At 41.4% G+C, this 24,628-nt stretch carries 17 protein-coding genes; 7 read left to right on the top strand and 10 right to left on the bottom strand.

What is annotated here, in order from left to right; translation table 11 throughout:
- Nucleotides 1-181 precede the first annotated feature (181 nt).
- The 9 genes from JOC78_RS11150 to JOC78_RS11110 all read right to left on the bottom strand — a co-directional run bounded on the left by JOC78_RS11150 (nt 182) and on the right by JOC78_RS11110 (nt 12,040).
- Nucleotides 182-1,648 carry an N-acetylmuramoyl-L-alanine amidase gene (locus JOC78_RS11150; protein WP_204555738.1) on the bottom strand — a complete coding sequence of 489 codons (1,467 nt, stop codon included), beginning with the start codon at nt 1,646-1,648 and terminating at the stop codon, nt 182-184.
- A 306-nt stretch (nt 1,649-1,954) separates the two neighbouring features.
- Nucleotides 1,955-3,370, bottom strand: a complete 1,416-nt coding sequence (locus JOC78_RS11145) for a M14 family metallopeptidase (protein WP_204555735.1) — start codon at nt 3,368-3,370, stop codon at nt 1,955-1,957.
- Between the two features lie 30 nt (nt 3,371-3,400).
- The gene (locus tag JOC78_RS11140; protein WP_239587124.1) at nt 3,401-4,714 is read right to left on the bottom strand and encodes a glycosyltransferase family 39 protein; all 1,314 of its coding nucleotides are present in this window, start codon (nt 4,712-4,714) and stop codon (nt 3,401-3,403) included.
- Nucleotides 4,704-5,045, bottom strand: a complete 342-nt coding sequence (locus JOC78_RS11135) for an EamA family transporter (protein WP_204555732.1) — start codon at nt 5,043-5,045, stop codon at nt 4,704-4,706. Before JOC78_RS11135 ends, JOC78_RS11140 begins: the two co-directional genes overlap by 11 nt.
- Complete coding sequence (locus tag JOC78_RS11130; protein WP_204555730.1) at nt 5,042-5,389, bottom strand: DUF2304 domain-containing protein; 348 nt, start codon at nt 5,387-5,389, stop codon at nt 5,042-5,044. The genes JOC78_RS11135 and JOC78_RS11130 overlap by 4 nt, the downstream gene beginning before the upstream one ends.
- A gap of 4 nt (nt 5,390-5,393) precedes the next feature.
- The gene (locus JOC78_RS11125) at nt 5,394-6,116 is read right to left on the bottom strand and encodes a glycosyltransferase family 2 protein (RefSeq protein ID WP_239587123.1); all 723 of its coding nucleotides are present in this window, start codon (nt 6,114-6,116) and stop codon (nt 5,394-5,396) included.
- A 133-nt stretch (nt 6,117-6,249) separates the two neighbouring features.
- A complete protein-coding gene (locus JOC78_RS11120) occupies nt 6,250-7,296 on the bottom strand; it encodes a hypothetical protein (protein ID WP_204555728.1) in 1,047 nt (348 codons plus the stop codon).
- 43 nt (nt 7,297-7,339) lie between these two features.
- Nucleotides 7,340-8,797, bottom strand: coding sequence for an MBOAT family O-acyltransferase (locus JOC78_RS11115; RefSeq protein WP_204555726.1), 1,458 nt, complete (start codon nt 8,795-8,797; stop codon nt 7,340-7,342).
- 456 nt (nt 8,798-9,253) lie between these two features.
- Entirely contained in the window at nt 9,254-12,040 is a 2,787-nt protein-coding gene (locus JOC78_RS11110) for an S-layer homology domain-containing protein (RefSeq protein ID WP_204555724.1), read from the bottom strand.
- Nucleotides 12,041-12,367: 327 nt separating this feature from the next.
- Between JOC78_RS11110 and JOC78_RS11105 the strand changes: the two genes are divergently transcribed.
- The 5 genes from JOC78_RS11105 (at nt 12,368) to JOC78_RS11085 (ending at nt 20,961) form a co-directional block, all read left to right on the top strand.
- Nucleotides 12,368-14,827, top strand: coding sequence for an SH3 domain-containing protein (locus tag JOC78_RS11105; RefSeq protein ID WP_204555722.1), 2,460 nt, complete (start codon nt 12,368-12,370; stop codon nt 14,825-14,827).
- Between the two features lie 156 nt (nt 14,828-14,983).
- Nucleotides 14,984-16,441, top strand: a complete 1,458-nt coding sequence (locus JOC78_RS11100) for an MBOAT family O-acyltransferase (protein WP_204555720.1) — start codon at nt 14,984-14,986, stop codon at nt 16,439-16,441.
- An 11-nt stretch (nt 16,442-16,452) separates the two neighbouring features.
- Nucleotides 16,453-17,493 carry a hypothetical protein gene (locus JOC78_RS11095; protein ID WP_204555717.1) on the top strand — a complete coding sequence of 347 codons (1,041 nt, stop codon included), beginning with the start codon at nt 16,453-16,455 and terminating at the stop codon, nt 17,491-17,493.
- A gap of 135 nt (nt 17,494-17,628) precedes the next feature.
- Nucleotides 17,629-19,719 (top strand): S8 family peptidase, encoded by a 2,091-nt coding sequence (locus tag JOC78_RS11090; protein ID WP_204555714.1) that lies wholly within the window; start codon nt 17,629-17,631, stop codon nt 19,717-19,719.
- Between the two features lie 135 nt (nt 19,720-19,854).
- Nucleotides 19,855-20,961, top strand: a complete 1,107-nt coding sequence (locus JOC78_RS11085; RefSeq protein ID WP_204555711.1) for an acyltransferase family protein — start codon at nt 19,855-19,857, stop codon at nt 20,959-20,961.
- A 514-nt stretch (nt 20,962-21,475) separates the two neighbouring features.
- Here the strand turns inward: JOC78_RS11085 and JOC78_RS11080 are convergent.
- Nucleotides 21,476-22,258 carry a 3D domain-containing protein gene (locus tag JOC78_RS11080; RefSeq protein ID WP_204555708.1) on the bottom strand — a complete coding sequence of 261 codons (783 nt, stop codon included), beginning with the start codon at nt 22,256-22,258 and terminating at the stop codon, nt 21,476-21,478.
- Nucleotides 22,259-22,702: 444 nt separating this feature from the next.
- On the opposite strand from JOC78_RS11080, the gene JOC78_RS11075 reads away from it, so the two are divergent.
- Both JOC78_RS11075 and JOC78_RS11070 read left to right on the top strand, forming a co-directional pair.
- Complete coding sequence (locus tag JOC78_RS11075; protein ID WP_204555695.1) at nt 22,703-23,362, top strand: hypothetical protein; 660 nt, start codon at nt 22,703-22,705, stop codon at nt 23,360-23,362.
- A gap of 15 nt (nt 23,363-23,377) precedes the next feature.
- The gene (locus JOC78_RS11070; protein ID WP_204555692.1) at nt 23,378-24,610 is read left to right on the top strand and encodes an efflux RND transporter periplasmic adaptor subunit; all 1,233 of its coding nucleotides are present in this window, start codon (nt 23,378-23,380) and stop codon (nt 24,608-24,610) included.
- Nucleotides 24,611-24,628: the final 18 nt, after the last annotated feature.

Genomic DNA, 24,628 nt, shown 5'->3' with positions numbered 1-24,628 from the left:
ACACACCTATTATCTTTCCTACAAAATTCATCACACGTTTCAAAAACATACATTCATTATAACAATTTTTCAAACCATATAAAAACAAGAACCGAATTTTGTTTTAAGCCTTGGACTATGTAATTCTTATTCTATAAAAAAAACCTCAGCTTTTTTTCAAGCTGAGGTTTGAGTTTCATAATTAACGGGAATAGTATGCCTTAGTACCACGATATACAGCTTCAGCATATAGATTCCAGTAGTATGGAGAAGTCAGTTTTTTATAATCATCAGCGTTTGTGATGAAACCAAGTTCTACAAGAACACTTGGCATGCTTTGTTCTCTGATGACGTGGAAGTTGCCATCTTTCACGCCACGATCGTACATATTCGTCATTGAAACTAGCTGTTTTTGAATTTCGACTGCTAATTCTTTACTTTCTACACTGTTGACATTATCCGAGTTGTAGAATGTTTCTGCGCCTTTAGCTGCAGATGAGCCTGCGGCATTAAAGTGAATGCTGATAAACAATTCACCATAATGGCTCTTAGCAAAGTTCACACGATCCGACAAAGTAGGGTACGTATCTGAGACGCGAGTCATCAATACTTTCGCTCCGTCATTTTGAAGCTTCGTTTGTACACGCTTAGCGACTTCTAGCGCAACGATTTTTTCTTGAGCACCATTTTTCACGGCACCTGGATCTTTCCCGCCATGGCCTGCGTCGACTACAATGAGACGATCTTTTAACGGACTAGTTGATGTACTTTTTAGCTTTAAATATGTCTTGTGAATATAACCTACTTTTCCATTAAAGTTTACTTTTGCCCAGTATCCTGAAATAGAGTAGACTTTCACTTGATCACCACGATTTAAACGTGCAAGGATCGTGGAGGAAGAATTTGCTTGTGATCTCATATTAAGAGCAGAAACAGTTGCTTTACCAGTGGCCATATACGTTGTTGGTGCTGGTTCAGGTGTTGGAGTCGGTGCTGGTTTTGCCGGAGCTGTAGGAGCTTCCTCCACCGGTTTCGGTGTTACTCTGAATTGTTCGCTTAACGCACGGCTTAGGAACGTTGCAAATTGTCCGCGATTAATATTTGTTTCCGGTTTGAACTGACCGTTGCTTCCTGTCGTTACACCCGCATAGTAAAGTGTTTTAATGTAGCTTGCTGCCCAGCTTGTCTTACTGTCCGCAAACGGTGCCGGCTTGCTGCTTGCCGCTTCTGCATTCATATTAAACGCATGAGCAATCACTTTACTCATCTGAGCGCGTGTCAGAACGCGATCTGGGTAAAATTTATTTTCTTTCTCGTAGCCATTGAAGTATCCTTCTTTAATCGCTGATTCAACCCATCCAGATGCCCAATGTCCTGTTGATACATCCCCGAAAGATGCACGAGTCACTTTTACTTCTTTTTTCCCTTTGGCCAGCACAATCATCTTCGCTGCTTGTGCTCGAGTTACTGTATTTTCAGGGTTAAAAACCGCTTTGCTGCCGTCTCCATACCCGCTAATAACTCCTTTATTATACAAGAATTCTATTTCTTTCTGTGCCCAGTGGTTAGATACGTCGGAGAAACTTGCTGCTTGCGCATTATTTAATGAAAATGAAATCATTCCAAGAAACGCAAACAGAAAAGCCAGAAGTCTGAGGCCTTTTGACATGATAGAGATTCCCTTCCTTCCCAGGTAAAATATTCATTAGTAGTGTAACAAATATTTGCCAATTTCTCTACGATTGTCACAAAGTAATATTTTTATAATATTACTGTAATAATATAGGGTTATTTTTCCTCTATTAGTGACTTATTTCTACATTTTTAGATCTTTTACATCAAATCAAAAGCCTTGTCTATTTTAATAGACAAGGCTTTTGAACTAGAAAGTAGTTTTTTGTTTTATAAATCTACTTTTATTAAATGTTACAAAATATAGAATTCATACAGTCACTTATCCTCACTAACTAAATAGTTAAGAAACATGATCAGCGACCATCAGCATAATCGCTTTGTTCTGTCTCCAAATGTCATTAAAATTGGAAATCGGCACCGGACGATCACCTACATATGGGGAAACTTCTGGCGTAAAGCCTGGTCTCTTAAATTCCTCTATAAACCAGTCCGTGTAGCCACCGCCGCTCGGATTGCTTTTAGCAGGTACCATTTGGTAGCCTGTCATCCTGGAAATCTTTTTAGCTAACATAATACTTTCTGAAAGCAAAGCACCAGTTTGTTTATAATGCCAATACAGAATTTGACCTGAACTATGGAATGCAAACTCTGATTCAAATCGATGAGAACGTGTGAAATCACGCATCGCTTGTGTTTCAGGCTCACTGAAAGCAGATGGACCCTTATAATTACGAGGCCCCGGACGTCCTGGGTCTCCTACAATATTTGCCCAGTTGGCAGGATATTGTCTATTTAAATCAACCCCGCGAATATTCGCTTTCCAGGCATTAAAATTCGTGCTGCCGTTGTTTAATTTCACCACATAAGATGGGTTCTTCGCCGAACGATGACCTTTTTGCACAAGCGTCACCCCGTCAGGATTCACCATTGGCACAAACCACATCGTGACTGCATTTAACTGCTTTCGAACGCTATAAGATGAGATGTTTGTATTATTGTGATAAGCCAGTGCATATTGGTCAAGCATTTCCATAACTAAGTTGGTTGTAATATGCTCCCTTGCATGGTGCGAGCCATTCCCCGTCATCTCGACTTTTCCTTTTCCTATTTTCACTGCATAAATATCTCGTCCATCCACTGAACGCCCAATCGTCTTGTAATCAATTAAATCAGGATAGATCATTTTCAGCGTCTGAATATCCTTCACCATTTGCTCATAGGAGTAGTTTTGATAAGGATTGACAACATCACGAGGCATCGGTAAAGACGTCACATTCGTTTTATAGATGTATCCTTTTTTGCCTGCAAATGAAATGACAAACCAGTTCGCACTTGGAAGACTAGCCGATTCGACTTGCTCTCCTTTTGCTAGACGCCCTACAGGCACAAGCTTGCCGTTCACATTTTCAAGAACGGACGCTTCTACATTTAAGGCCACTTTTGAAGCAGTCTTTCCTTGTGTAAAGCTTGGTCCTGATGTCGAAACGACAGTACCATACTTAGCCACATACCGCATTTGGCCGCCGACTTTAATTTCATACCAGTTAGCTCCGTACGACCTTTCCGCTTTTAACACCATATCCTTTAACAGCGTACCTTTTTGTTCAAGCTTACCTGTCTCATTCGAATAAAAAGGCAGTTCCTCTTTCACCACTTTAAAATAAACCGCTCCTGATGCCTCTGCCTCATTGTTTACAGAAAAAGCAAACAGGAGACAGACCAGCATAGCAAAAGCGGTTTTAGTTACATATTTCATCCAGGTTCCTCCTTTTTTCTTTCTATTCTATCAGGAAGAAACAGGATGTTGGGGATTTTTATGGTATTTTATCGATTTTTTTGCCGAACGATAGATATACACCCATCCATAAGCTGCGATTAAGCAAACGATCGGATAGACAATAAACCCATACCTAGGGATCGCCAAAAAGATATTCGAAAAGAAAATATAAATCAATAAGACAATCGACAAGTACGTGAGCGGCCGATGCTTTCTAAACAAAAAGGCAAAAAGAAGTCCAGATGCTGCTGTAAAGACATTATGCCATTTAAAAAACTCAAAAACAGTTTTTGAAAAATCATTGATGTACGGTCCTAGCCCATCAGGCATCAGCTGCGTGGTCATAAACAGCCACATCGTTTTCCCAACCGTAAACCAAGAGAAATAAAGAATGAAGTCCGTAGAAAATCCTTCGGCAATTCGCTGCTTTCCGTAGTCCTCAAGACTGAGTCCGAGCGCTTTCGCCTGCTGAACGACTTCCGCCTCCCCTTCCAAGAAAAACGGCCGGGTCCCGAGAAGCAATGGGCTTCCTGCATGTGAAGAGAATAAATACGCTTCACCGAACATCAAGAAATTCCGGACAACCCAAGGCGTCATCAATACTAATGGACCAACACACCAGATGAAGCCGATTTTCACACTTTCTTTAAAGCCAGTCCTCACAAGCATGATTCCCCAGGCAAACAGCAGAATCGGAGCTGGTGTGGCCCTAAACATGAGGAGCAAGGAGGCAACTAGACCAAAGAGAATATGATAGCGATACGTCTTCTTTTCCAGTGCCAATATAAAGATAAAAATCGTCAGCATAAATAAAAATAAGGAAGGGATTTCTGTCAGCGCCGCGCGAAAATAATGATATGGCGCGATATATGTACAATACAATAGCGCTCCGAAGAAGCTCACTGTCCGGCTGTTAAATAATTTCATTCCAATCACATAAGTAAGCACAACGACCAGCGTGTTCAATACCATGTTGCTTAAACGGTACAGCATGAGGTGATTCGTATTCAGCCATTCCGCCACTTGAAAAATACCCGCTAAATAAAACGGCTGGCCATACGTCACATAAGCATTCGACTGTTCCTCATTGTAAGCGTATATTCCTTCATGCAGAAGCTGCCAAGCCATTTTGGCATAAAGCGAAGCATCTCTTGACCCGTATGTAGCGATCCCTTCCCCGACACGTTCCGGCTCATTATAAATCGAACCTGGATGAGAAACGAGGAAATACAGCTGAACGATCAGATATAACCCAAGCAGCACAAGAAAAGGAACATGCTGTTTCAGTTCCATTCCTTTGACACTCAACCATTTACTTCGCAATGAAAACCACTCCTAACAAAATCAGTGCCATCCCCGTCCATTGAGCGGGCGAAACCGCTTCTTTAAAAATGATCAGTGCAAGAACCGCTCCAATTACATAACTGAGGCTTTGACTTGGATAAGCAATACTCAATGGCAGCTTCGATAAAATCACCAGCCACAATGCCGTAGCTGCCACATACAAAAAAGCGCCCCCTAAGAAGTAGGGAGAAAACAATACAGATAATGCCGATTGAGCATTCCATTCTGTAATATCAGAGACGGCTGTTTTCCACAGCAATTGCCCAGTGACAAGACAAATAATATTTAAGAACAATAATCCATATATCATTTTAATTGATCCTTCTTTTCTAGCTTTTCTTTTAAAATTGCGTGTTCCTGTACGAGACTAGCCAACTCCTTGCTTAACTTAGATACCCGCCGTGTTAAATCAAAAATAAGTAAAATAGCAAATAGCAACCCGAACAAAAAGAGCAATGACGGCGGATAATAGACTCCAGCAAAGTCAGCGAGCTTATTAATGATTCCCTCATTTAAGCTGAGAATGGCCATAAACAAACAAGTGATTACCCATAAAAGAGAATACTTTGTTTCAAGGACTCCCCTTCTGACTGACTCAATCACTAACAAAAATAATAGCACGACAATAATAAAAGAAAGTAAAGTAATTTTCATTTCTTTACTCCTTTATTAGTTTTTGCATTAAAATGGAAAGAGTGACTTTCATCATATAATAGATCGAGCGGAATGGCGTGATCGATGAAGCGCCTCCCTGTCTCTGATTCATATGAACGGAGATTTCTTTGATTCTAAGTTTTTTGCGGTGAAGATATAAAATCACTTCCGGCTCCGGATAATCACGTGGATAATCATTGGCAAATAGTTCAATGACATTCCGATTGATGGCCCGATACCCCGACGTTGCATCTGTATACTTCTTTTTCGTCAGCAAAAATAGCAATAACTGAAAATAGTAAATCCCGATCCGCCGCGATAAACTGCCGCTGTAATCCGTTCGCTGCACGAATCGCGACCCGATGCACATATCACATTGATTTAAAGCGATCGGCTCAAGCACCGCCAGTAAATCACTTTCGCTATGCTGACCATCCGCATCAAATTGAACCGCGATATCATAGCCGTTCTGTTCCGCATATTTATATCCTGACTGAACCGCACCGCCAATGCCTAAATTAATCGGCAAGTCGAGCAGGATCACTTCACGATTCATCCGTATAATCTCGGCTGTTTCATCCATTGATCCGTCATTAACAATACAAATATCAATCGATGGAACCGTATTTTTTAATTTTACTAGTTTATCAATTGTCTTTTGTATGACGTCCGCTTCGTTATAGGCCGGTACAATAATAAGGACTTTCATGCTTTCAAGAGCACTCATGACAAAAATCCCCTCCAGATTATTCTTTTCCTAGCATACAGTGTTTTCGCTTCATCATCAAACTAATTTCGGCTCAATCTCTGAAAATACAACAAAACCTGCGGATGACTTGCATCCGCAGGCTTGCACCTTCTTACTCTGCCAAATCGGCTTTCAATTGAGTTAAATATTGATCGACATTTTCCTTCGTCACTTTGACGCAAAAATCAGATCCATTCTCCCGGCCTTCCAGCTCGGCAATCATCAAATCACCCACCGCCGGATAATAATGAAACCAGTCAAACCAATATTTCCGGTTGGCTGTATATTCGCTGACGTTTTGAAAGCTGTACACTGTTCCGTACACATCCGTCATTTCCCGGTACCACCGTTCATAGGCTTCCCAATAAACCGGATTATTTAAGACTATCTTCATACGTTCGACTGGGATCGGATCAGTAAACACGATAAACTCTGAAGACGGATTAGCTTTTTTAAGAGCTGCTAACTTCTCTTTATACTTCTCATCATAAGGATATGTTCCCTTAAACTGATTATCTGCAAAGTGTTTTTTGTACCGGTCCAGCAATACCGGCAGCCGGTCGTTCGTCATCGATGTGGCTGCGACATTTTCCCGGTTATAACTACGCGGCCCCGGAAACGAATTCTCTTCTGAATATTTTTTGTTATCCAGCGACTTTTGCAGCGTACTGTAAGAAAACAGCGAAGTATATTTGTAAAATGGACTTTCTGCTTCTTCAAAGTACGTGTCAGGACTTCCAAGCAAGTTCTTCACTTCACCATTAAAGGATTCAAAATATAACTCCATATAAATTTTATCGAATGCTTTACCGTTTTGCTTTTTAGCAAAATCCACATACGGCTGGTATTCGTCAATATGGAGTGAACTTAATGAATAATTAAACACTTTATCCTTTTGAAATTCGTGCTGATCCATATAAGTGACACGGCTCGTCCCCATTAATAGTGAGTCATAATCAAAGGGCCGGTTGACAATGTAATTCGTTTTTTGCTGCCGCTCGTCGAATCCCGCCTGGTAATCGTTCCAATCATTTTTGTGATTGAAGTTCCACAGCGGATCGATGTAATAATTAAATCCCATGACCGCTACCGCTACGGGCAAAACGATCAGGGCGTTTGAAATTAATAATTTCACTAACCATTTTTTATAATTTTTCATATCGTAAAGCCCTTAACGGACATGTCCCTCCTCATTTCACTGTTTAGAAATTAAAGTACAAAAACTCACTGTTTTTATGAAGATAGAATACACTGATCAGCACGAATAGAATCGCCAGCTGTGCCCAGGCCACTGTCGTCCATTTCGGCTGAAATCCTTCAAGCATTTCAATTGAGTTTTTATAAACAAATGACATGAATAAAAAGAATCCGATAAAGAGCAGCACAACAATAGGATCATTCATTGTAAACCAGCCGAAATCAAAGGAAGTCGCTGTTTGAAACGGCAACGGCTTCTGTGCCAGCTGAGTTACTGAGGAGAAATCAAATATAAACATTTTTTTCAATATGACAACTGCTTGCCCCACCGTTTCGGCACGAAAGAATACCCAGGCCACATTAACAAATTGAAAAGTAATAAACCAAGAAACGAGGTAAGGCAGCTGAATGTTTAACTTGCCCCATGCCCGGCAGATAATTGAGGCCACCCCATGCATGACACCCCAAATGATAAATGTCCAGCCGGCGCCGTGCCAGAAACCGCTGATGGCAAAGATCGCGAAAATGTTAAAGTACGTGCGCATTTCCCCTTTGCGATTTCCTCCAAGCGGAATGTAAATATACTGCGTTAAAAAGCGGCCAAGCGTCATATGCCACCTTCTCCAAAAATCCTGAATGTTTCTCGATTTATAAGGAGAGTTGAAGTTGATAGGCAGTTTAATGTTAAACAATAAAGCAATACCAATTGCCATGTCACAGTATCCGCTAAAATCAAAGTACAGCTGCATCGTGTAAGCAAGCGACGTAATCCACGCCTCCGCACTTGTTAAAGCCGTGTAGCTTTGAAACCCGTCATTAGCCCAGATCGCCATCGTGTCTGCGATCGCCACTTTTTTCGCTAAACCGATGATGAATATGTAACAGCCTAAAGCGACGTTTTCAATGTTTAATCGCTTGTTATCATCTGCTGCGAACTGCGGCATCATCTCCTTATGATGCACAATCGGTCCGGCAATCAATTGCGGGAAAAACGTCACAAACAGAGAATAGGTAAGGAAATTATACTCCTTCGTTTCGTGGCGATACGTATCTACTAAATAAGCAATCTGCTGGAAAGTAAAGAAGCTGATCGCCAGCGGAAGCATCAAATGAAGCAAAGAAATATTCGCATCAAATGCAAAGTTTATATTTTTGATGAAAAAGTCCGCATATTTAAAATAACCAAGTAACCCTACATTCCCAACAATTCCGAAGATCAGCAGCTTCTTCCGGAAAGGTTCATCCTCGATCCGGTTCATCCACTTTCCGATTCCGTAGTTAAATGCCATCGAGCCTATGATCAAAATTGAGTAAATCGGATTCCACCAGGAATAGAAGAAAAGCGAAGCAGCAACAAGCCAGAAGATTGACAAGTGATGCTTGTGTTTCCCTGCCAAAATAAAATAGACGACCAGCACAATCGGTAAGAATAAGAAAATAAATTCAAATGAATTAAAGAGCAATAGATTCACCTCATCATTACAAAGCTCGTAACAAAAAACACCCTCTATTAAATAAGAGGGTATCTGTTTCCAAGTTTCATTATTACGTAATGCGCCAGTAAAATCAATCTGCAGATTTTTAGGTAATTGGGAGGTTTTGTTAATAGGGGGGTGAAATCAACTTTGTTTTAAAAATAAAGTCTATTCTGAGGAAAACTCAATAGAATTTTGAAAAATAGCAACGAATGACACCGTAAATATTCGTTGAAGCAGAAATTCTGGAGACTTGTGCGGATTCAAGGAGGATTTTTGAGAGTCTAACAGCGGCTTGTGGGAGTCTATCGGCGGATAATAGCTTTCTATCGGCGGATAACCCGATTCTAACGGCGCCTTTCAACTTTCTATCGGCGATTCCGCAAAATCCCGAAAAATCAAACAAGAGACTGCCCACTTGGACAGCCTCCCTCAATCTTCATCTTATTTCGTCAAAATACGATAAACAAATGCGCTAAATTGCGCTCGAGTTACTTGATTTTCCGGCTTAAATGATCCGTCCGGATAAGGGTTCGTGATGCCATTGGCTGCTAAAGCATGAATTTCTTTATAGGCCCAATGAGTGTTTTTCACATCCGTAATTGGCACGGCTGGCATCCCCTCAAGCTTGTACGCCCGTGTAAGGATCGCCGCCATTTGACCTCGTGTCAACGTGTTATCGGGGTCAAAAATGGTTTGATTATATTTTCCTGTAATGACACCCGCATTCGCCGTAGCTGCGATCGGGCCGAAATACAAGTGGCTTCGACTGACATCTTTATACCCCGGATCTGTTACAGTTGTCGTATTCAGCTTCAATACCCGAGACAGAATCACTGCCGCATGAGCTCTTGATAATGTGGATTCTGGTTTAAACGTCCCATCACCATAGCCTGTGATAATGCTTCTTTCAGCTAAATATTCCACTTCCTTTTTCGCCCAGTGATCGGCCGTCACGTCTGTGAACAAGTCAACCGGCTCTGGTTCTGGCTTCACTTCTAAGGCAGGCTCTACGTAACGAGTTCCGTATTCCGCCTGCAGCTTATCCATGTAGATCACGCCGCTGCCTTCTCGTGCTTTAGACGTCTCTACCACGTATAGAGAAGAGACCTTAAGCGGCGCTTGTGCAGTGGCAGGAATGCTCGTTTTGACATATTTCCAGCCTGTCCAGTTCAGTTGGCTCTCTTCTGTGAAGTTTAAAGCAAATTCCTTTCCAGCTCCGTCTGTCATTTTCCCGCGAAGCCAGTGGTTTTTCCCGTCACCATATACCCACATGCCAAGATAGTTCGGCAGTCCGTTAATGACAATAGGTGATTTTCGATCCGCGTAAGCCGCCGCTGTTCCTTCAGAAGAACGTAAATCATATTGAAGCTTTAAGGCATTGATTCCTTCTACATGCGGAGCGGCAGCACCCATAAACGCCACTTGTCCGCTTGCCCGAATCGCTGAAGAACTCCACATCGAGGCCTCTTCAAAGTTTTCAGCCGGAATCGCACCCGCATAAATAGCCACAGCAGACTCGCCGGCAGGCTTTCCGTTGAAAGCCACTCTCACTTTTCCAGATGCCGCTTTTGTTCCCGCAGTGAATATTCCGTCTGCCTTCATCACACCAATAGCACTATCCGCTGACCATGTAATCATCGATGGATTCACTTCAAGCTCCTGACCTGATTGGCTGTATGCTTTCATCGTAAACTTCTGAGTTGATTCTGCACCAATAGCAACTTGCTTCGGTTCAATTTCGACTCTCGCTGGCGCCGCTTCCACAGTAATAGGAAGGCGTGCGGAGAATGAACCATATTGAGCCACAATTGCTCCGCTTCCCGCTTGTTCCGCCACAAATCGATGACCGCTCATCCGGCCAATATTACCTTCAACTGTATACTTGACTTGATCTTCAGGAAAAGGAACATCCTTCATAAATGAATCCTGCAATTTCGGTGTCACGATAATCGTCGACCCAATTAAAGCTGATTGATGATTAGCCGCTACTATCATTCGTAACGGCACCCCAGCAGGAGAAGTCGTCACTGCTTGCAAAATAGTAGATATACTTCTTTGCGATCCCCCTGATGGAGAATTCATGACCGTTGGGTACAGATCTCCTAACCGGCGGGTCACCATCGTTGTCGAACCGCCGCCATCTAGATTAATCGCACTATGCGCGCCTAGACTCGCCAAGTAATGAGCAAACTCAAGCAGAGTCATCCCTTCACTAAACCCAGGCTGTCTGCCGTCTACTGTGACAAAAAATACCCGTTTTCCCGTTTGATCTACCGCTACAGCTGTCCGAGGTTCTCTTGACTTCGCCCGATAGCTGTTCGCATCCATCGTTAAATTTGCTTTGCCGTCTTGAACTAATAGCGGTCCGCTTGCGAGCATAAACTGTGAATTCTTCCAGCGTGAATCAACGTCAATTGTTAATGAAATCCGGTCTCCCGCTTTCACTCCAGCAAGACGTGACGCTTTTGCTCCGCCTTGTATAGATAGAACATAGCCGTTATGAGGAATGACAGAATCTCCTTGTCCATAAGACCGAACTTCTTGAACGATTCCAGTGGTCGGTTTGCCAAGCTCACCTGAATCTACCGGGTTCGATAAAGTAGAAACAATAATTTCCATCCCCGCTGTATTCGTTCTTGTCGTTGGATAGCTGAAGCTCGGTGTATAAACAATCGCCTCTTCACTTCCGCGAACCTTATTGACCGACGCGACTGGCATCGACATTCCGTTCACTTCAAATGATGAAACATAATCGAATGTATCCGCTTGTGCTTTACCGTCTGCTGTGACGCCGAAAGCTGCCGGCACACTCATGTATTCACCAGAGCCTGCAGAAATCACACCATAAGTAGATACCTTGTTATTCTCCGCCACTAAGTAGGCCGGCATCCGGCTCGCAAAATGGTAAAAGGAAGCATTAATCGCACCGACTACACTGTGACCATTTCTCGAATCCACTTTCGCCCGAGCACTTACAGTCGCTAACGTATTAATCGGATTCGGAACTCCCGCTTCCACTTTTATTTCTGGTCTCGTCAAATCCATTGTCATCACATCAGAAGACATCTTCTTGCTGTAATAATCAAATTGATCCTTGTGATACTCCACTCCAGGAGTGACAGTAAAACGTTCCTTTACAGCTGCATGAGCCGATTCTCCTAAACTGAATAAACTTCCCATCATTAACACTAGTAAAATATAAATCTGCTGCTTTTTGATTAAAAACAACCCATTACCCTCCTAAACTATGTTCAAAAATTCCCCAATAACTGTATTTTCCAGACTTCATTTCCAAAATGTACCCAAATCTCATATTACATAAAAATATCTTTTATAACAATCACTTTATAAATTAGTAGTTTTATGATAATTTCGCTATTTTTTTACTAAAAACGTAAAAAGCTCGTTTTATTTACCGATACAAGAATTGGCATACAAAACAGTATTTCTTTTTAAAGGTTCAAAAAGTTGCAAGACTAATCTATTAATATATGGTTACAATCCCAATTTAAAGTTAGTATAATAATAGTTACCATCAGAAAGGCAGGTTCATTTATGAAAGGCAAACGTCATTTATCTTTATCCGCCCTGCTTCTTGTGTCATCCATCACGGCTGCACCAATATCAGGGATCGCACAGACGAATAGCGCAACTGAACAAAACGTTCAGCAAACGCTAACAAACACAGAGGGAACAACTGTTACAACAGCAACATCGGCTTTCCAAAGTACACAAGCTGCCTTTACAGCTGAAACGAAATATTTTCAAGCGAATGCCGACATAACGGTCTATGACAATTCCACTGGCTCGCTTGTTCCTATGGGGACACTTAAAGCCGGAGAAACATATGAGCGAATCTCCGCTTATGGAAATTGGCATAAAATCAGCTTCGGAAAGAAGTTCGGGTTTGTCTTAGCTGCATCAACCGTACCAAGCAGCAGCAAAGCTGAAAGCAATTGGGACGCTTCCACTCAATCCATCTCTTCCTTTAAAGCGTCTCAAGATCTAGAAATCTATGATAACTCCGGGGGCACGCTTACTCCATTTGCAGAAATTTTAAAAGGCGCTGAATATCCGATTATAGGCAAAGCCGGGAACTGGGTAAAAGTGCACACAGCTGGACGAATCGGTTATATTCACAGTTCAAAAATTAGTGAAGAGGCCGCAAATCCAGTGGAACAGACACAAACGCAAGGACTATTCTTTAAACCAACGATTGGAAATCTTGGTGTTTATGATAACGCCAATGGGAAATTAGTGAAGGTCGGAGAATTAGATCAAACACAGTCGTATCCTTATTCTTCAGTAAGCGGGAATTGGCTAAAGGTTCATTTCGGAGCCAAAACGATGTTTGTTTTTAAAGGGAATGTCTCCTTTACGAACGGAAAAGATGTAAAGAATAAAGTGACGCAGTCAAACAGCGGTCCGCTTGTGAAAACAACAAAGAAAACAGTCGTGTACGATAACACGTCCGGGAAGCTCGTACCATTCGGGGCGATCAATTCCAGTCAAGAAGTGAAACTAATTGGCAAAATGGGTACCTGGTATAAAGTAAACTTCATCGGCAGAACGGGGTATTTTCATGAGAGTATGTTAAATACATCCACTCCAGCACCTGCTCCGACACCAGAAAAGCCGGCAGAACCGCAGCCAACAACAGATTTCAAACTGACAGACCGTTATTTTGAAGTCACAGCTGAAGAACTGCCGATTATGCAAAATAACTTTGGAACATTGAAAAAAGTCGGTGTTCTTCAAAAAGGACAAACGTACGAACGGATTCGCGATTATGGAAACTGGCATGAAATTCAGTACAACCGAGGAACGGCGTTTGTATTAAAGAAATCAACAAAACCAACAAGCACCTATGAATACACAAATAGTGCGCAGTCTACTCCATCAGATGTGGATTTGTTAACCGTCAACGATGCGACTGTCTACGACAACTCTAATCAAACACTGAAACCTTTCGCCGTTATTCATAAAGGAGAACACTACTTAGTGCTTGGGGAAGCAGGGTCATGGTATAAAGTAATGATTGCTAATCGAATTGGCTATATTAACAAAGCAGATGCAGTGGTGGGGCCTGTTATTAAAACAACAAACTACCCAATCACGTTTAATGAATTCTTAAACACACAAATGACGCGCGTGCCGCAAACCGATCTTTACCGCAATGAGAAAGCTTATGTACATAGTGCATATGTAGACTTCACCGGAACAACATTCCCTGTAACGGGAACTGTCAATACTGACAATTTAAATGTCCGTGAAGGCGCTGGTGTTGATTATTGGCAATTTGGTAAATTAAAGACTGGCGATAAAATACAAGTGCTAGGCAAAGAAGGCAGCTGGCTGGAAATTAGATTCGGTGCCTGGAGAAATGCTAAAAGCGCAGATACGGCCCGTTTCGCCAACCCAGCTAATTTTACTAAAGACAGCAAAGAATACTTCCAGTTCCTTGTTCTTTCACAAAGTGCTGGCATTTCGCTCAGTGATCTAAATGATAAAATTCTGGTCAATAAAGGAATACTGTCTCAGCAAGGCAAAGCCTTTTTAGAAGCCGGAACGACTCATAACATTAACGAAATTTATCTGATCTCTCATTCACTGCTTGAAACAGGAAACGGCTCCTCTAAGCTCTCGAATGGAATCCTTGTTTCGACTGTACAAGGAAAACCGGTTGAGCCAAAGATCGTTTACAATATGTATGGTATTGGCGCATATGACCATTGTGCCGAAAGCTGTGGTGCTGAACGGGCCTATACAGAAGGCTGGTTTACGCCTGAAGCGGCGATTATCGGCGGCGCGGAATATATCGGTGAAGGTTATATTAACAATGAAACCTATAAGCAAGATACATTATATAAGATGCGCTGGAACCCAGAGCGCCCAGGCACTCATCAATATGCAACAGATATTGGCTGGTCCGTAAAGCAAGTCAATAACATTAAAAAGCTGTATGATATGGTCGATCGCTATACACTGTATCATGATGTGCCTACATTCAAATAATTGAAGACTTCCCCTGTACTTGCTGCAGGGGATTTTTTTAAGATGTTAAACGTTATTTGGATATAACAGTTTCTCCCATTCTATTGAATAAAGATGATAATTATGGATGAAATTGATAAAATAGATAAGAAATCACAACACTAAGGATGCCTGATTATGTTATTTAATTCCTATGAATTTATATTTTTCTTTCTTCCAATCATGTTTATTGGCTATTTCTTATTACTAAAATGGAATCAGCGAACAGTTGCGAAAGTATTTTTAGTTTTGGGCTCGCTGTTTTTTTATAGCTGGTGGGAAATTTCTTTCCTGCCGCTGATTGTTGCTTCTATTTTAGTAAACTACACGATTGGGAAATGGCTAATTGGCTTACAAGAAGGCAAACCGATGCGGCCATATGTGTTAACTGCTGGCATTCTATTTAATGTAGGCCTGCTTTTATATTTTAAATATGCGGATTTTTTTATCGAAAACATTAACTTAGCTTTGAATAAAGAGTATTCCCTTCTTGGCATTGCTCTTCCATTAGCTATCAGTTTCTTTACGTTTCAGCAGATTGCTTTTTTAGTAGATGCGTACCGGTTTGAAACAAGGAATACAGAGTTTCTGGATTATGTACTGTTTGTCTGCTTTTTCCCTCAGCTGATCGCAGGACCGATCGTTCATCATAAAATGATGATGCCACAGTTTTCTGATCCGGCAAACGCAAAAATTCGTCCAGCCAATATCGCCCTCGGCCTTTTTATTTTTTCTATCGGACTTTTTAAAAAAGTGGCCATTGCCGATTACTTCGCGGTGTTTGCGACGCAGGGGTTTGATCAGACAGCTGTATTAACATTCTTTGAAGCTTGGTTCGTCTCACTGTCTTATACACTGCAACTGTATTTTGACTTTAGCGGATACAGCGATATGGCGATCGGAATTGGCCTATTATTTAATATTCAGCTGCCGAAGAACTTTTTCTCTCCTTATAAAGCGGTCAATATCCAGGATTTTTGGCGCCGCTGGCATATTACGCTTAGTGAATTTTTAACTCGCTATATTTATATTCCGCTTGGAGGCAACCGGAAAGGACCTGCTAGAACCTATCTTCACATTTTAGCAGTGTTTTTAATTAGCGGTTTCTGGCATGGAGCGGGATGGACATTTATTATTTGGGGAGCCCTGCACGGCCTTGCTTCTGTTGTTCACCGTTTTTGGAATCAGCTTGGATTTAAAATGCACGTACTTTTGGGATGGTTCATCACCTTTCACTTTGTGAACATCGCTTGGGTATTTTTCCGCGCAGTTACATTAGAAGATGCTTGGAAAGTTTTAAAGGGAATGTCCGGCATGAATGGGGTGACCTTATCTGCTGGGGTTGTGCCTGATTCATTCATTCAAATGTTTAACGGCACGTTCACAGCGGTGGAGCAATGGGTTCTTCCTGCTGCCCCGCTCCCGCTAATCTTATTACTCGCGGCATTAACCGCCGCTTTCACATTAAAGAATTCGATGCAGCTGAAGGATGAATTCAAGTTTGATTTAAAAAGCGCCGTTTGGGCAGCTGTCCTATTCGTCTATGTAATTCTAAATTTATCTAAAGTAAGTGAGTTTATCTATTTTAATTTTTAGGTGGAGTTAATATGACACAACAGAAACCTGTACGATGGATTCTATTATTTACTGCCTGCCTCCTGCTCGGACTTGGCAGCGTGGCAATGGTCAATTATATCGTCGACCCGCTATGGTTTCATACGCATAAGAATAAATGGAATCAAATTCAAAAGCCTGTCAATGAACGGGAACAAAAAACGAACAGGCTGACATTTACGGATGAATCCTTCGACACATTAATTCTCGGCAGCAGCCGGATGGTGTATGTGAATCAAAAGGATTTCATTGGACACGATGCCTTTAATTATGCCGTCGCCCTTGGATCTATCGATGAATTTATTAAAATGATTGATTACGCACAGGAGATGAATGACCAGCCAATCGATACAATTGTCATCGGACTGGATTTCTTCGAAACGAATGTCCGGTTTACCGATTACCCTGCGCCAATTGATGGATTCATTGCGGCGTTGGATGATCCATTTTATAAATATAAAAAACAATTGTCGATGGATACGCTCAAACTATCGATTGAAAACGCCCGGCACTCGCTAGCGAATGAGCGGTTTCCAGACCGCACGTATAACCGTGATAACGTCGCTTCTATGGATCAGCTGGACCCAAAAGTGATTGAGAAAAAAATTCAGGCGGCTTTGCCAAGTTACGAGAAGTTAGATTATGAGTATGATTCTGCCTATAAGCCAACGATTCAAGCAATAAAGGATAAATACCCTGATACTCGATTTATCGCATTAACAACGCCGATCACCGCCTCCCGCTTCACAACCGAATTAAACCATCCGCCTGTACGCGCAGGATATGAACAATGGTTAAGGGATGCCGTCTCTGTGTTCGGAGAAGTTTATCACTTTAACGATGTGAATACAGTAACGAAAAATGAAGCTAATTATTATGACACGAATCACTTTTATCCAAAAATCGGCCGGTTGATCGCTCATAGAGTCACTCGTCACCACAATCCAAATCTCCCCGATGATTTCGGCAAAAAATTAACGAAATCTACAGTGGATGACTATTTAGAAAACACACCACTTGGTATAGCAGAATAATAAATGCAGGAGAGGCTGTCTTATATAAGGCAGCTTTTCTTATATCTCGCCCATCCGCTTATTCCCCCCTTCATTCCTTTCCTATATACTATAGAAAAGACACCTTCTCGTGCTGAAACAGAAAGGAGCACTCCCTTGAAACGCTACTCTATTATTCTATCTATCTCTGTCTTCATTTTACTGCTTCCCTTTCACTCCTATACAAAAGCAGCTGTAAACGACCCTTTATACAGCGGGCAAACCTCTCTGCAAACTGTTCAATTTCCTGCTATGTGGAAACATTACAATAAACCTTCCACGAATTTATTTATGCAAAAAACGTTTCAAACTAGTTCTTCCTCCTTTACTTATACAGGACAGTCATTTTCGGCTTCTTCCTTTACTGTACAGACAGGCGACACCAGACTCTCTCGTCTATCTGTTGAAATTGACAACAAACAAATCAGCTGGACTTTACGCGCACAAGATGAAAACGGCAAGGAATTGGCTTCAACCACCGGAACCTCTTCCCGGCTTGATGTGCTTCTGCCGAAAAGTACACCTCTTTCATCCATTACACTTTCTTTATCAGCTGAAGGTCACCCATTTTCACCACGCATTCAAAAAGTGACTGGTGTTCAGCATGCAAGGATTGCCGTCATTGATTCAGGCATTGCTCCGCATGAGGATTTCTGCGATAACGTGTTGCTGAGCCTTGGTCAGAATTTCATTGAAGGAGAATTATCGCCGCTCGATCAGTATGGACACGGCATCCATGTAACGGGTATTTTAGCGGCATGTCCTGACAATGGAAAAGGCGTGACAGGCGTGCTTGGCCACGCGCCAGTAGACATTATCCCAATGAAAGCATTAAATAAATTCGGACTCGGCGGTGATCAAGAGATGGCCAAGGCTATCGAAGCCGCTCTTCTTATGGATGCAGATGTCATCAATATCAGCATCGCCGGAAAAGGCCATCATTTCATGCTCGATGGCGCACTTAAGAAAGCTTATCTTAAAGGTGTTCCGGTCATTGCCGCTGCAGGAAATTCAAATGAATCGACCGCAACTGTTTCACCAGCTTCTTTTCCCTATGTGATCACCGTTGCGTCTTTAACACCAGACCTTAAAAAAGCCGCTTCATCTAATTTTGGCTGGGAGGTCGACCTCGCAGCACCCGGTGAATCCGTGTTAAGCACCCATACTGGAAATGGCTACGAAAGGATGGGAGGTACTTCGATGGCCGCTCCATTCGTAACCGGCGCTGCCGCTTTATTAAAAATTCGCCAGCCTCACATTAGTCAGGTAGAATTAAAAAGCTTGCTCACCAAAAGCACAAACGACGTTTTAGCTAAGGGCTATGATATGCAAAGCGGTTATGGACTGATTAACTTCCAGAAGCTTTTAGACGTTGAAAAGAAACCGGACTTGATGGAATGGCTGACATTAAAAAATAAACAGCCATTAACTATGAAGAATCATTGGCTGGCAGTCTCTTCTGCATTAACAGAAAGCAACATTCATTTATTTGTAAATGATAAAAAAATAGCTGTATTACCGATTAAGCAAGCGTTAATTCCAATCCAATTAGAGAGTAAAAAGACCCGTCCTGCAGAACGAATCACGGCAGTTGCTGTGTCAGGTTCATCTATAAAAGAGGTTCACACATTGATGGCAGTGAACCCCGAAGGACAAAAGGCTGGATTCAAAGATATTCCTTCATCCTTTTGGGGGTATGAAGATATTACTGCGGCGAGCCTAGAAGGATATATTTATGGATATGGCGACGGAACCTATCGGCCAAATCAGCCCATCAGCAGAAAACACACGGCAATGATTTTAGGCCGATTAATTCCATTTCAGGCTCCTCCTGAATTACACTCACCATTTACAGATGTGAAAGCCGAAATGAACGCGCCTGAACTGGCGATTTTATCTGCTCACCATAGCGGAATCATTAAAGGTGTGGGCTCAAAGTTTTTTCCAGAGCGGACGCTGACGAGAGGACAAGCCGCCTTACTGTTTCACCGTGCATTATCTAAAGAAGTGCACCTGCCAACTGGTGTTTACTCCTTTCATGACGTGAAAAGAGAAGATGAAATTTATCTGGCAGTTCAGCAATTAGCTGAGGCCGGCATTATCAATAAACAAGTTTATTTCAATCCCTCTAACCCTCTGACTCGCGGCCAATTAGCCGCCATGATGATGCGAGCGCACCGATTGTTATTCACATCCACATCAAAATAGGCTGGCGCATTTAGCGCCAGCCTATTTTGATTGTTAGCTATACCCTTTTCATACTTATGCTTCCAGTGACATTTACTAAACCCTATAGTAATATGACAGGTGGAGAAATCTAATTTAATCGTTGGAGGTGCAGGATTGAAGAAACAGGTTAATGAAATCTACTGGATTCGGGCAATTGCTTGTCTGAGTGTTGTTTTCATTCATCTGTTAACATTGATGCTCGTAAACAACCCGGAATTACCCGAAAAAACCGCAGCCATTGTACAATCAGCTCAATTAATGCTGTTATTTGCTACACCGATGTTTATCTTAATTTCAGAGGTGTTGCTTGCGCACGCCTACCCTGATCAGTTACCAAAAGGGTTCTTTCAAAAAAGAATAAAATATATCTTTCTTCCATATGTATTTATTTCTTTTCTGTACGCAGCATACGCTCAATTCACATTAGGATTTACAATGGAAGGCTTTCTAACCCAAAGTGCTAAGCATCTATTTCTAGTCAGCTGGCATGGGTATTTCATCTTGATTATTTTTCAATTCTATCTATTACATGCGTTTTTTATCCGCTTTATGAAACAAGCTTCCGTATGGTTTACCTTAGCAGTGACTGCAAGCGTCCAAATTACTTACACATATGTGTTCCTGTACACGCCAGCACCCGATTCAGAAATGCTGCAGGTATTTTGGTCCAGCTATTCAAGATTGCTGTTTCCTGGCTGGTTATTCTACTTTACTGCCGCTTGGCATTTAGGCAGAAATATTAATGCCACACGCTTTTTTATCAAAAAACATGTAAAGGCGATTGGCGCTATCTGTGCAAGTTCTGCGCTAGTTATGGTTTATATGTTTCTATCAGGTGAATTCAGCGCGATGACATCAAGACGAATTGACGTCATCTTTTACACTGTTTCCCTGTTTATGCTGCTATTCTACTGGATGACTAAGATGAAAAAGATCCCGGCACCGGTCATGCTAATTAGCCGCTACTCATTTGCGATCTATTTACTGCATCCAATGATGCAAAATATCATGCATAGCTGGTTTGTACCTATGCGTTTATCTATGTATATACCATTAATGTTCGTATTAAATACGGCAGCCTGCATTTTAGCCGCTTGGCTGCTGCAAAAAATTCCGTTCGGCAAGTTTATTATTGGGAATATTCCTGCCGCTTCACGAAAAAAAGCTAAATCGATCTCCGCACGACAGCGGTCACAAGTCAACCAAAGCCTTTCGCAATAAGGCTTTGGTTTTTTTATTGCGACGAATGACATGCAGGATATTAGATAGATAGATTGTATAGGATTTCCTGCAGAATTGCAATGAATAAAAATAAACGCAGAGCGAAATTGCAATCTTTCATGGTGAGGTGGCTAATAATGATTCTTCCGCAGATTCTTTCCTTAGTCCCTGCAATATTTTATATTTCCTTCTATGTTTTTGCCCCGGAGATTTTTATTTTCATTCACAACTATTTTCTTTTCACTTACTCTCTTTTTATCTTCACTCAACCCACTTTATTTTCACTTACTCTAGGTTTGTTTTCATTCGCTAATTTCTTTTCACTCCCTGCTCATTTCTTTTCACTCACTCGCTTTTTGTTTTCACTCAAACCACTTTATTTTCACTCACTAGCTTCTTTATATCCTGAGTGTCGATTTTTTCGCTTTCACTACCACTTTTCATCTTCTATTTCTTATCCACGACAAAAAGCCAGAGGGATTCTGCCCTCTGGCTTCGTTAATGCTTAACTATATTAGTCTAAAATTGTTACGTCTACAGTTTTTACGCCCCAAGCCATAGCTTCACTGTTTGTTGGTACGTGAAGGTCGATGCGGTTACCTTTGATTGCTCCGCCAGTATCTCCGGCGATTGCTTCACCGTAGCCTTCAACATATACTTTAGAACCTAGTGGAATGACATTAGGATCTACAGCGATTACTTTTGCGTTACGGTTGTTCTTTACATCGATACCAGTTGCTGTGATACCTGAACATCCTTGGCAATCAGCTGTGTAAGCTGTCGCTTTTACAGAAATTGTTTTCCCTTCTGCTTGAGCTGGTGCTTCAGCTTTTGGCGCTTCTTGTTTTGGAGCTGGTGCTGGTGCTTCAGCTTTCGGTGCTGCTGCTTCTTTTGTTTCAGTTACACCTTTAACTGGACCGTTCAATGTAAGTTCAGTACCAGGTAAGATAAGATCTGAAGATAAACCGTTCATTGCTTTCAACGCGCTCACGGATAGACCGTTTGTTGTCGCGATGTTATATAGTGTATCTCCCGGTTTTACAATATGATACTTTTTATCTTGTTTAGCAGGAGCTGCTGACTCACCGCTCAATTGTAATTGTTGTTTAGGGAAGATGAGGTCTGAAGTAAGCTCGTTAGCATTTTTCAGTGCATCTACCGTTGTATTGTTATTTTGAGAGATCGCCCATAGCGTATCTCCTTTTTGTACTGTATATGTGCTAGCTGAAGCAGCTGTACCAAAAAGGCCTCCGCCGATTACTGTAGTAGCTGCAAGTGCGATAATTTGTTTTTTCATGTTAGAAAAACCTCCTGTTGTTCTGACACGCGGTAACTTCCCAGTTTGAATTCCAATTAAAAGGGAAACAAGAAATAGCCGCCTGTGAGAAACTTTTTAAAAGATACTAATTTATCCAATGACTAGAGGGACATATCTAAATGTATATTAACAGCTCAATTAACCTCGCCGGTAATCGCTGACGAGACTCATTGTAACACGCTTACCCCCACTTAGAGTTTAAGAGGGGGTTACAGTTCAGTGTTCATCGTATTACGAAACATTACATATTGTTTCAAATATTTCGGCGGTCGATACATTCGCATAATTCCCCAAATTCACTTTACTTCTTGCGTTCTACTCTTATAATTCTTCTATTTTCTACTATATTAGTAGTCTATTTTCTTCTTATTGTATATAATAGTCGTTGATGTCAATTCTTTTTAAATATTGGAGGATTTTGTAATGCAACGTATCCAGCCGCTTAAAGGATTATTGCGTCCTAAAGATGCTTTTTACCAGTTAGAGCACGCTGAAACTATAAGAGGATTGTGGAAACCTCTCTTCGTTTTAACACTATTAAGTATCATCATTTATACTTCTGGAGCTTGGCTCGGCATAGGTTCAGAAGCTATTTCCAGTCAACTTCCAAATGTAACAGCCAGTCAATTTGAATGGATGAAAGCTCTATTTACAATTGGAAATGCCATTTGGGGTTTACTCTTCGCTCTTTTTGTCATCTTCATTCCCTCATTGCTTTTTTGGGTGCTGCTTGATGTCGAATATTTTAAGACATTAGGGCTGCAAACATGGGTGTTATCCATCTATTTAATCGAAGCCGCTATTCTTGTGCCCCTATCCATTTTATGGGGGTTAGATCGCCCTTCCTCTCCATTTGGACTTGGCCCTTTATCGCAGTATGTTACAAATAAAGAACTGATCGTAAAGTTTTTTGGTTTTATTTCCATCTTTCAAATCTGGGCTGCTGTGATGCAATATCAGTTTTTGAAGAGAATTTCTCCTAAAAACAAAGGATTTATCTTATTAATCGTCGTTTCTATTTCAATTATTTGGTGGATGTTCGGTGCGCTTGCTTCATCCATTCATATTAATCGGATTTTTTAAAAGGGGGTGAACCAGATGAAAAAGTGGAAATCTACCATTATATATAGTTTATTAGCAGCTTTTATTATCGGAAACCTTTATCTTACTTTTAAAGAGGACAGCAAGGTTCACCGCTCAGAATGGGTAAATGCTTGGGGGAAAGTAACCCTTGGTGACGTCGTGGAGACGTTCCAAACAGAGGGAGTTGTCATTCCTGCTGAAGAACACCCTATCTATTTCGACAGCCAGATCGGGACCTTTCAGCAGTTCTTAGTAAAAGAAGGAGAAAAAATATCAGCGGGAACTTCCCTTTTCGAATATTCTCCAGCTGAAATAGAAGAAGAGAAAGAAAAATTAGAAGCAGAAAAGTCGCAGCTTGAAAGTGAAATCACTTATGTCGACCAGCATATATCAACATTAAATGGCTTAAAGAAAGATTTAGAGAAAAACGAACAAAACGATCCAGCAGGTAATACAGATCCGGCAGAAAGCGAAGCCGTTATTGCCATGGAAAAAGAAATTGCTGAGCAAGAATTGGAGAAAAAGCGATTGAATGAGGAGATTAAAAAGTTTGATACACTGATTCAGAAAGTAGAGTCAAAAAAATCACAACTCTCCGTTGCCTCCTCCTATGACGGGTACATTAAATCCATTCAACAGGATTTACACAATCCCATTATGACGATTCGTTCTTCATCTCCTGCTGTACAAGGGGTCATTAATGAGAAACAGCTCCAAAAAACAGAGCAGGGACAAAAAGTAAAAGTCCAATTGCCTAATGAAAAATTTAGAATTAACGGGACGATTGCAGAAGTTGCGAGCTTCCCTGAACAAGAACCTTCCGTCAAAAGAAAAAGCCAGTATCCTTTTACTATTCAGCTCGACCAAGGTGAGGTCTCTACTTTAAAAGAAGAACCTGTACCTGGAACGACGGCAGGCTTAACAGTGATTACAAATGAAGCATTAAGCGTTCCTGTTGCCCCTGCTGAAAGTGTCGTAAAAGAAGGCAAAAAAGAATACATGATGTTATTAACGAACAAAGGAAGAGTTCAAAAAAGCACTGTTGATACTGGCCTGCTTGTAAATAGCCGCCAAGCGGTTGAGAAAGGACTGAAAGACGGAGACGCTTACGCCTTCTTCCCGAAAAAAGTAGATTTATATAACACAACGTTCATTACACCGCTCGATACAACAATGCTGAATAAACACACTTATAATAAGATGAGCAAAAAAGATAAGTGGAGATACTTTTTAACTGGATTGCTTTAATCGAGACCAACCAGCACA

The sequence above is a fragment of the Bacillus ectoiniformans genome (genome assembly GCF_016908875.1).
Classification (GTDB): domain Bacteria; phylum Bacillota; class Bacilli; order Bacillales; family Domibacillaceae; genus Bacillus_BX; species Bacillus_BX ectoiniformans.
Note: the sequence above shows the minus strand (reverse complement) of the source record. Positions and strands in the feature narration are given on the sequence as shown.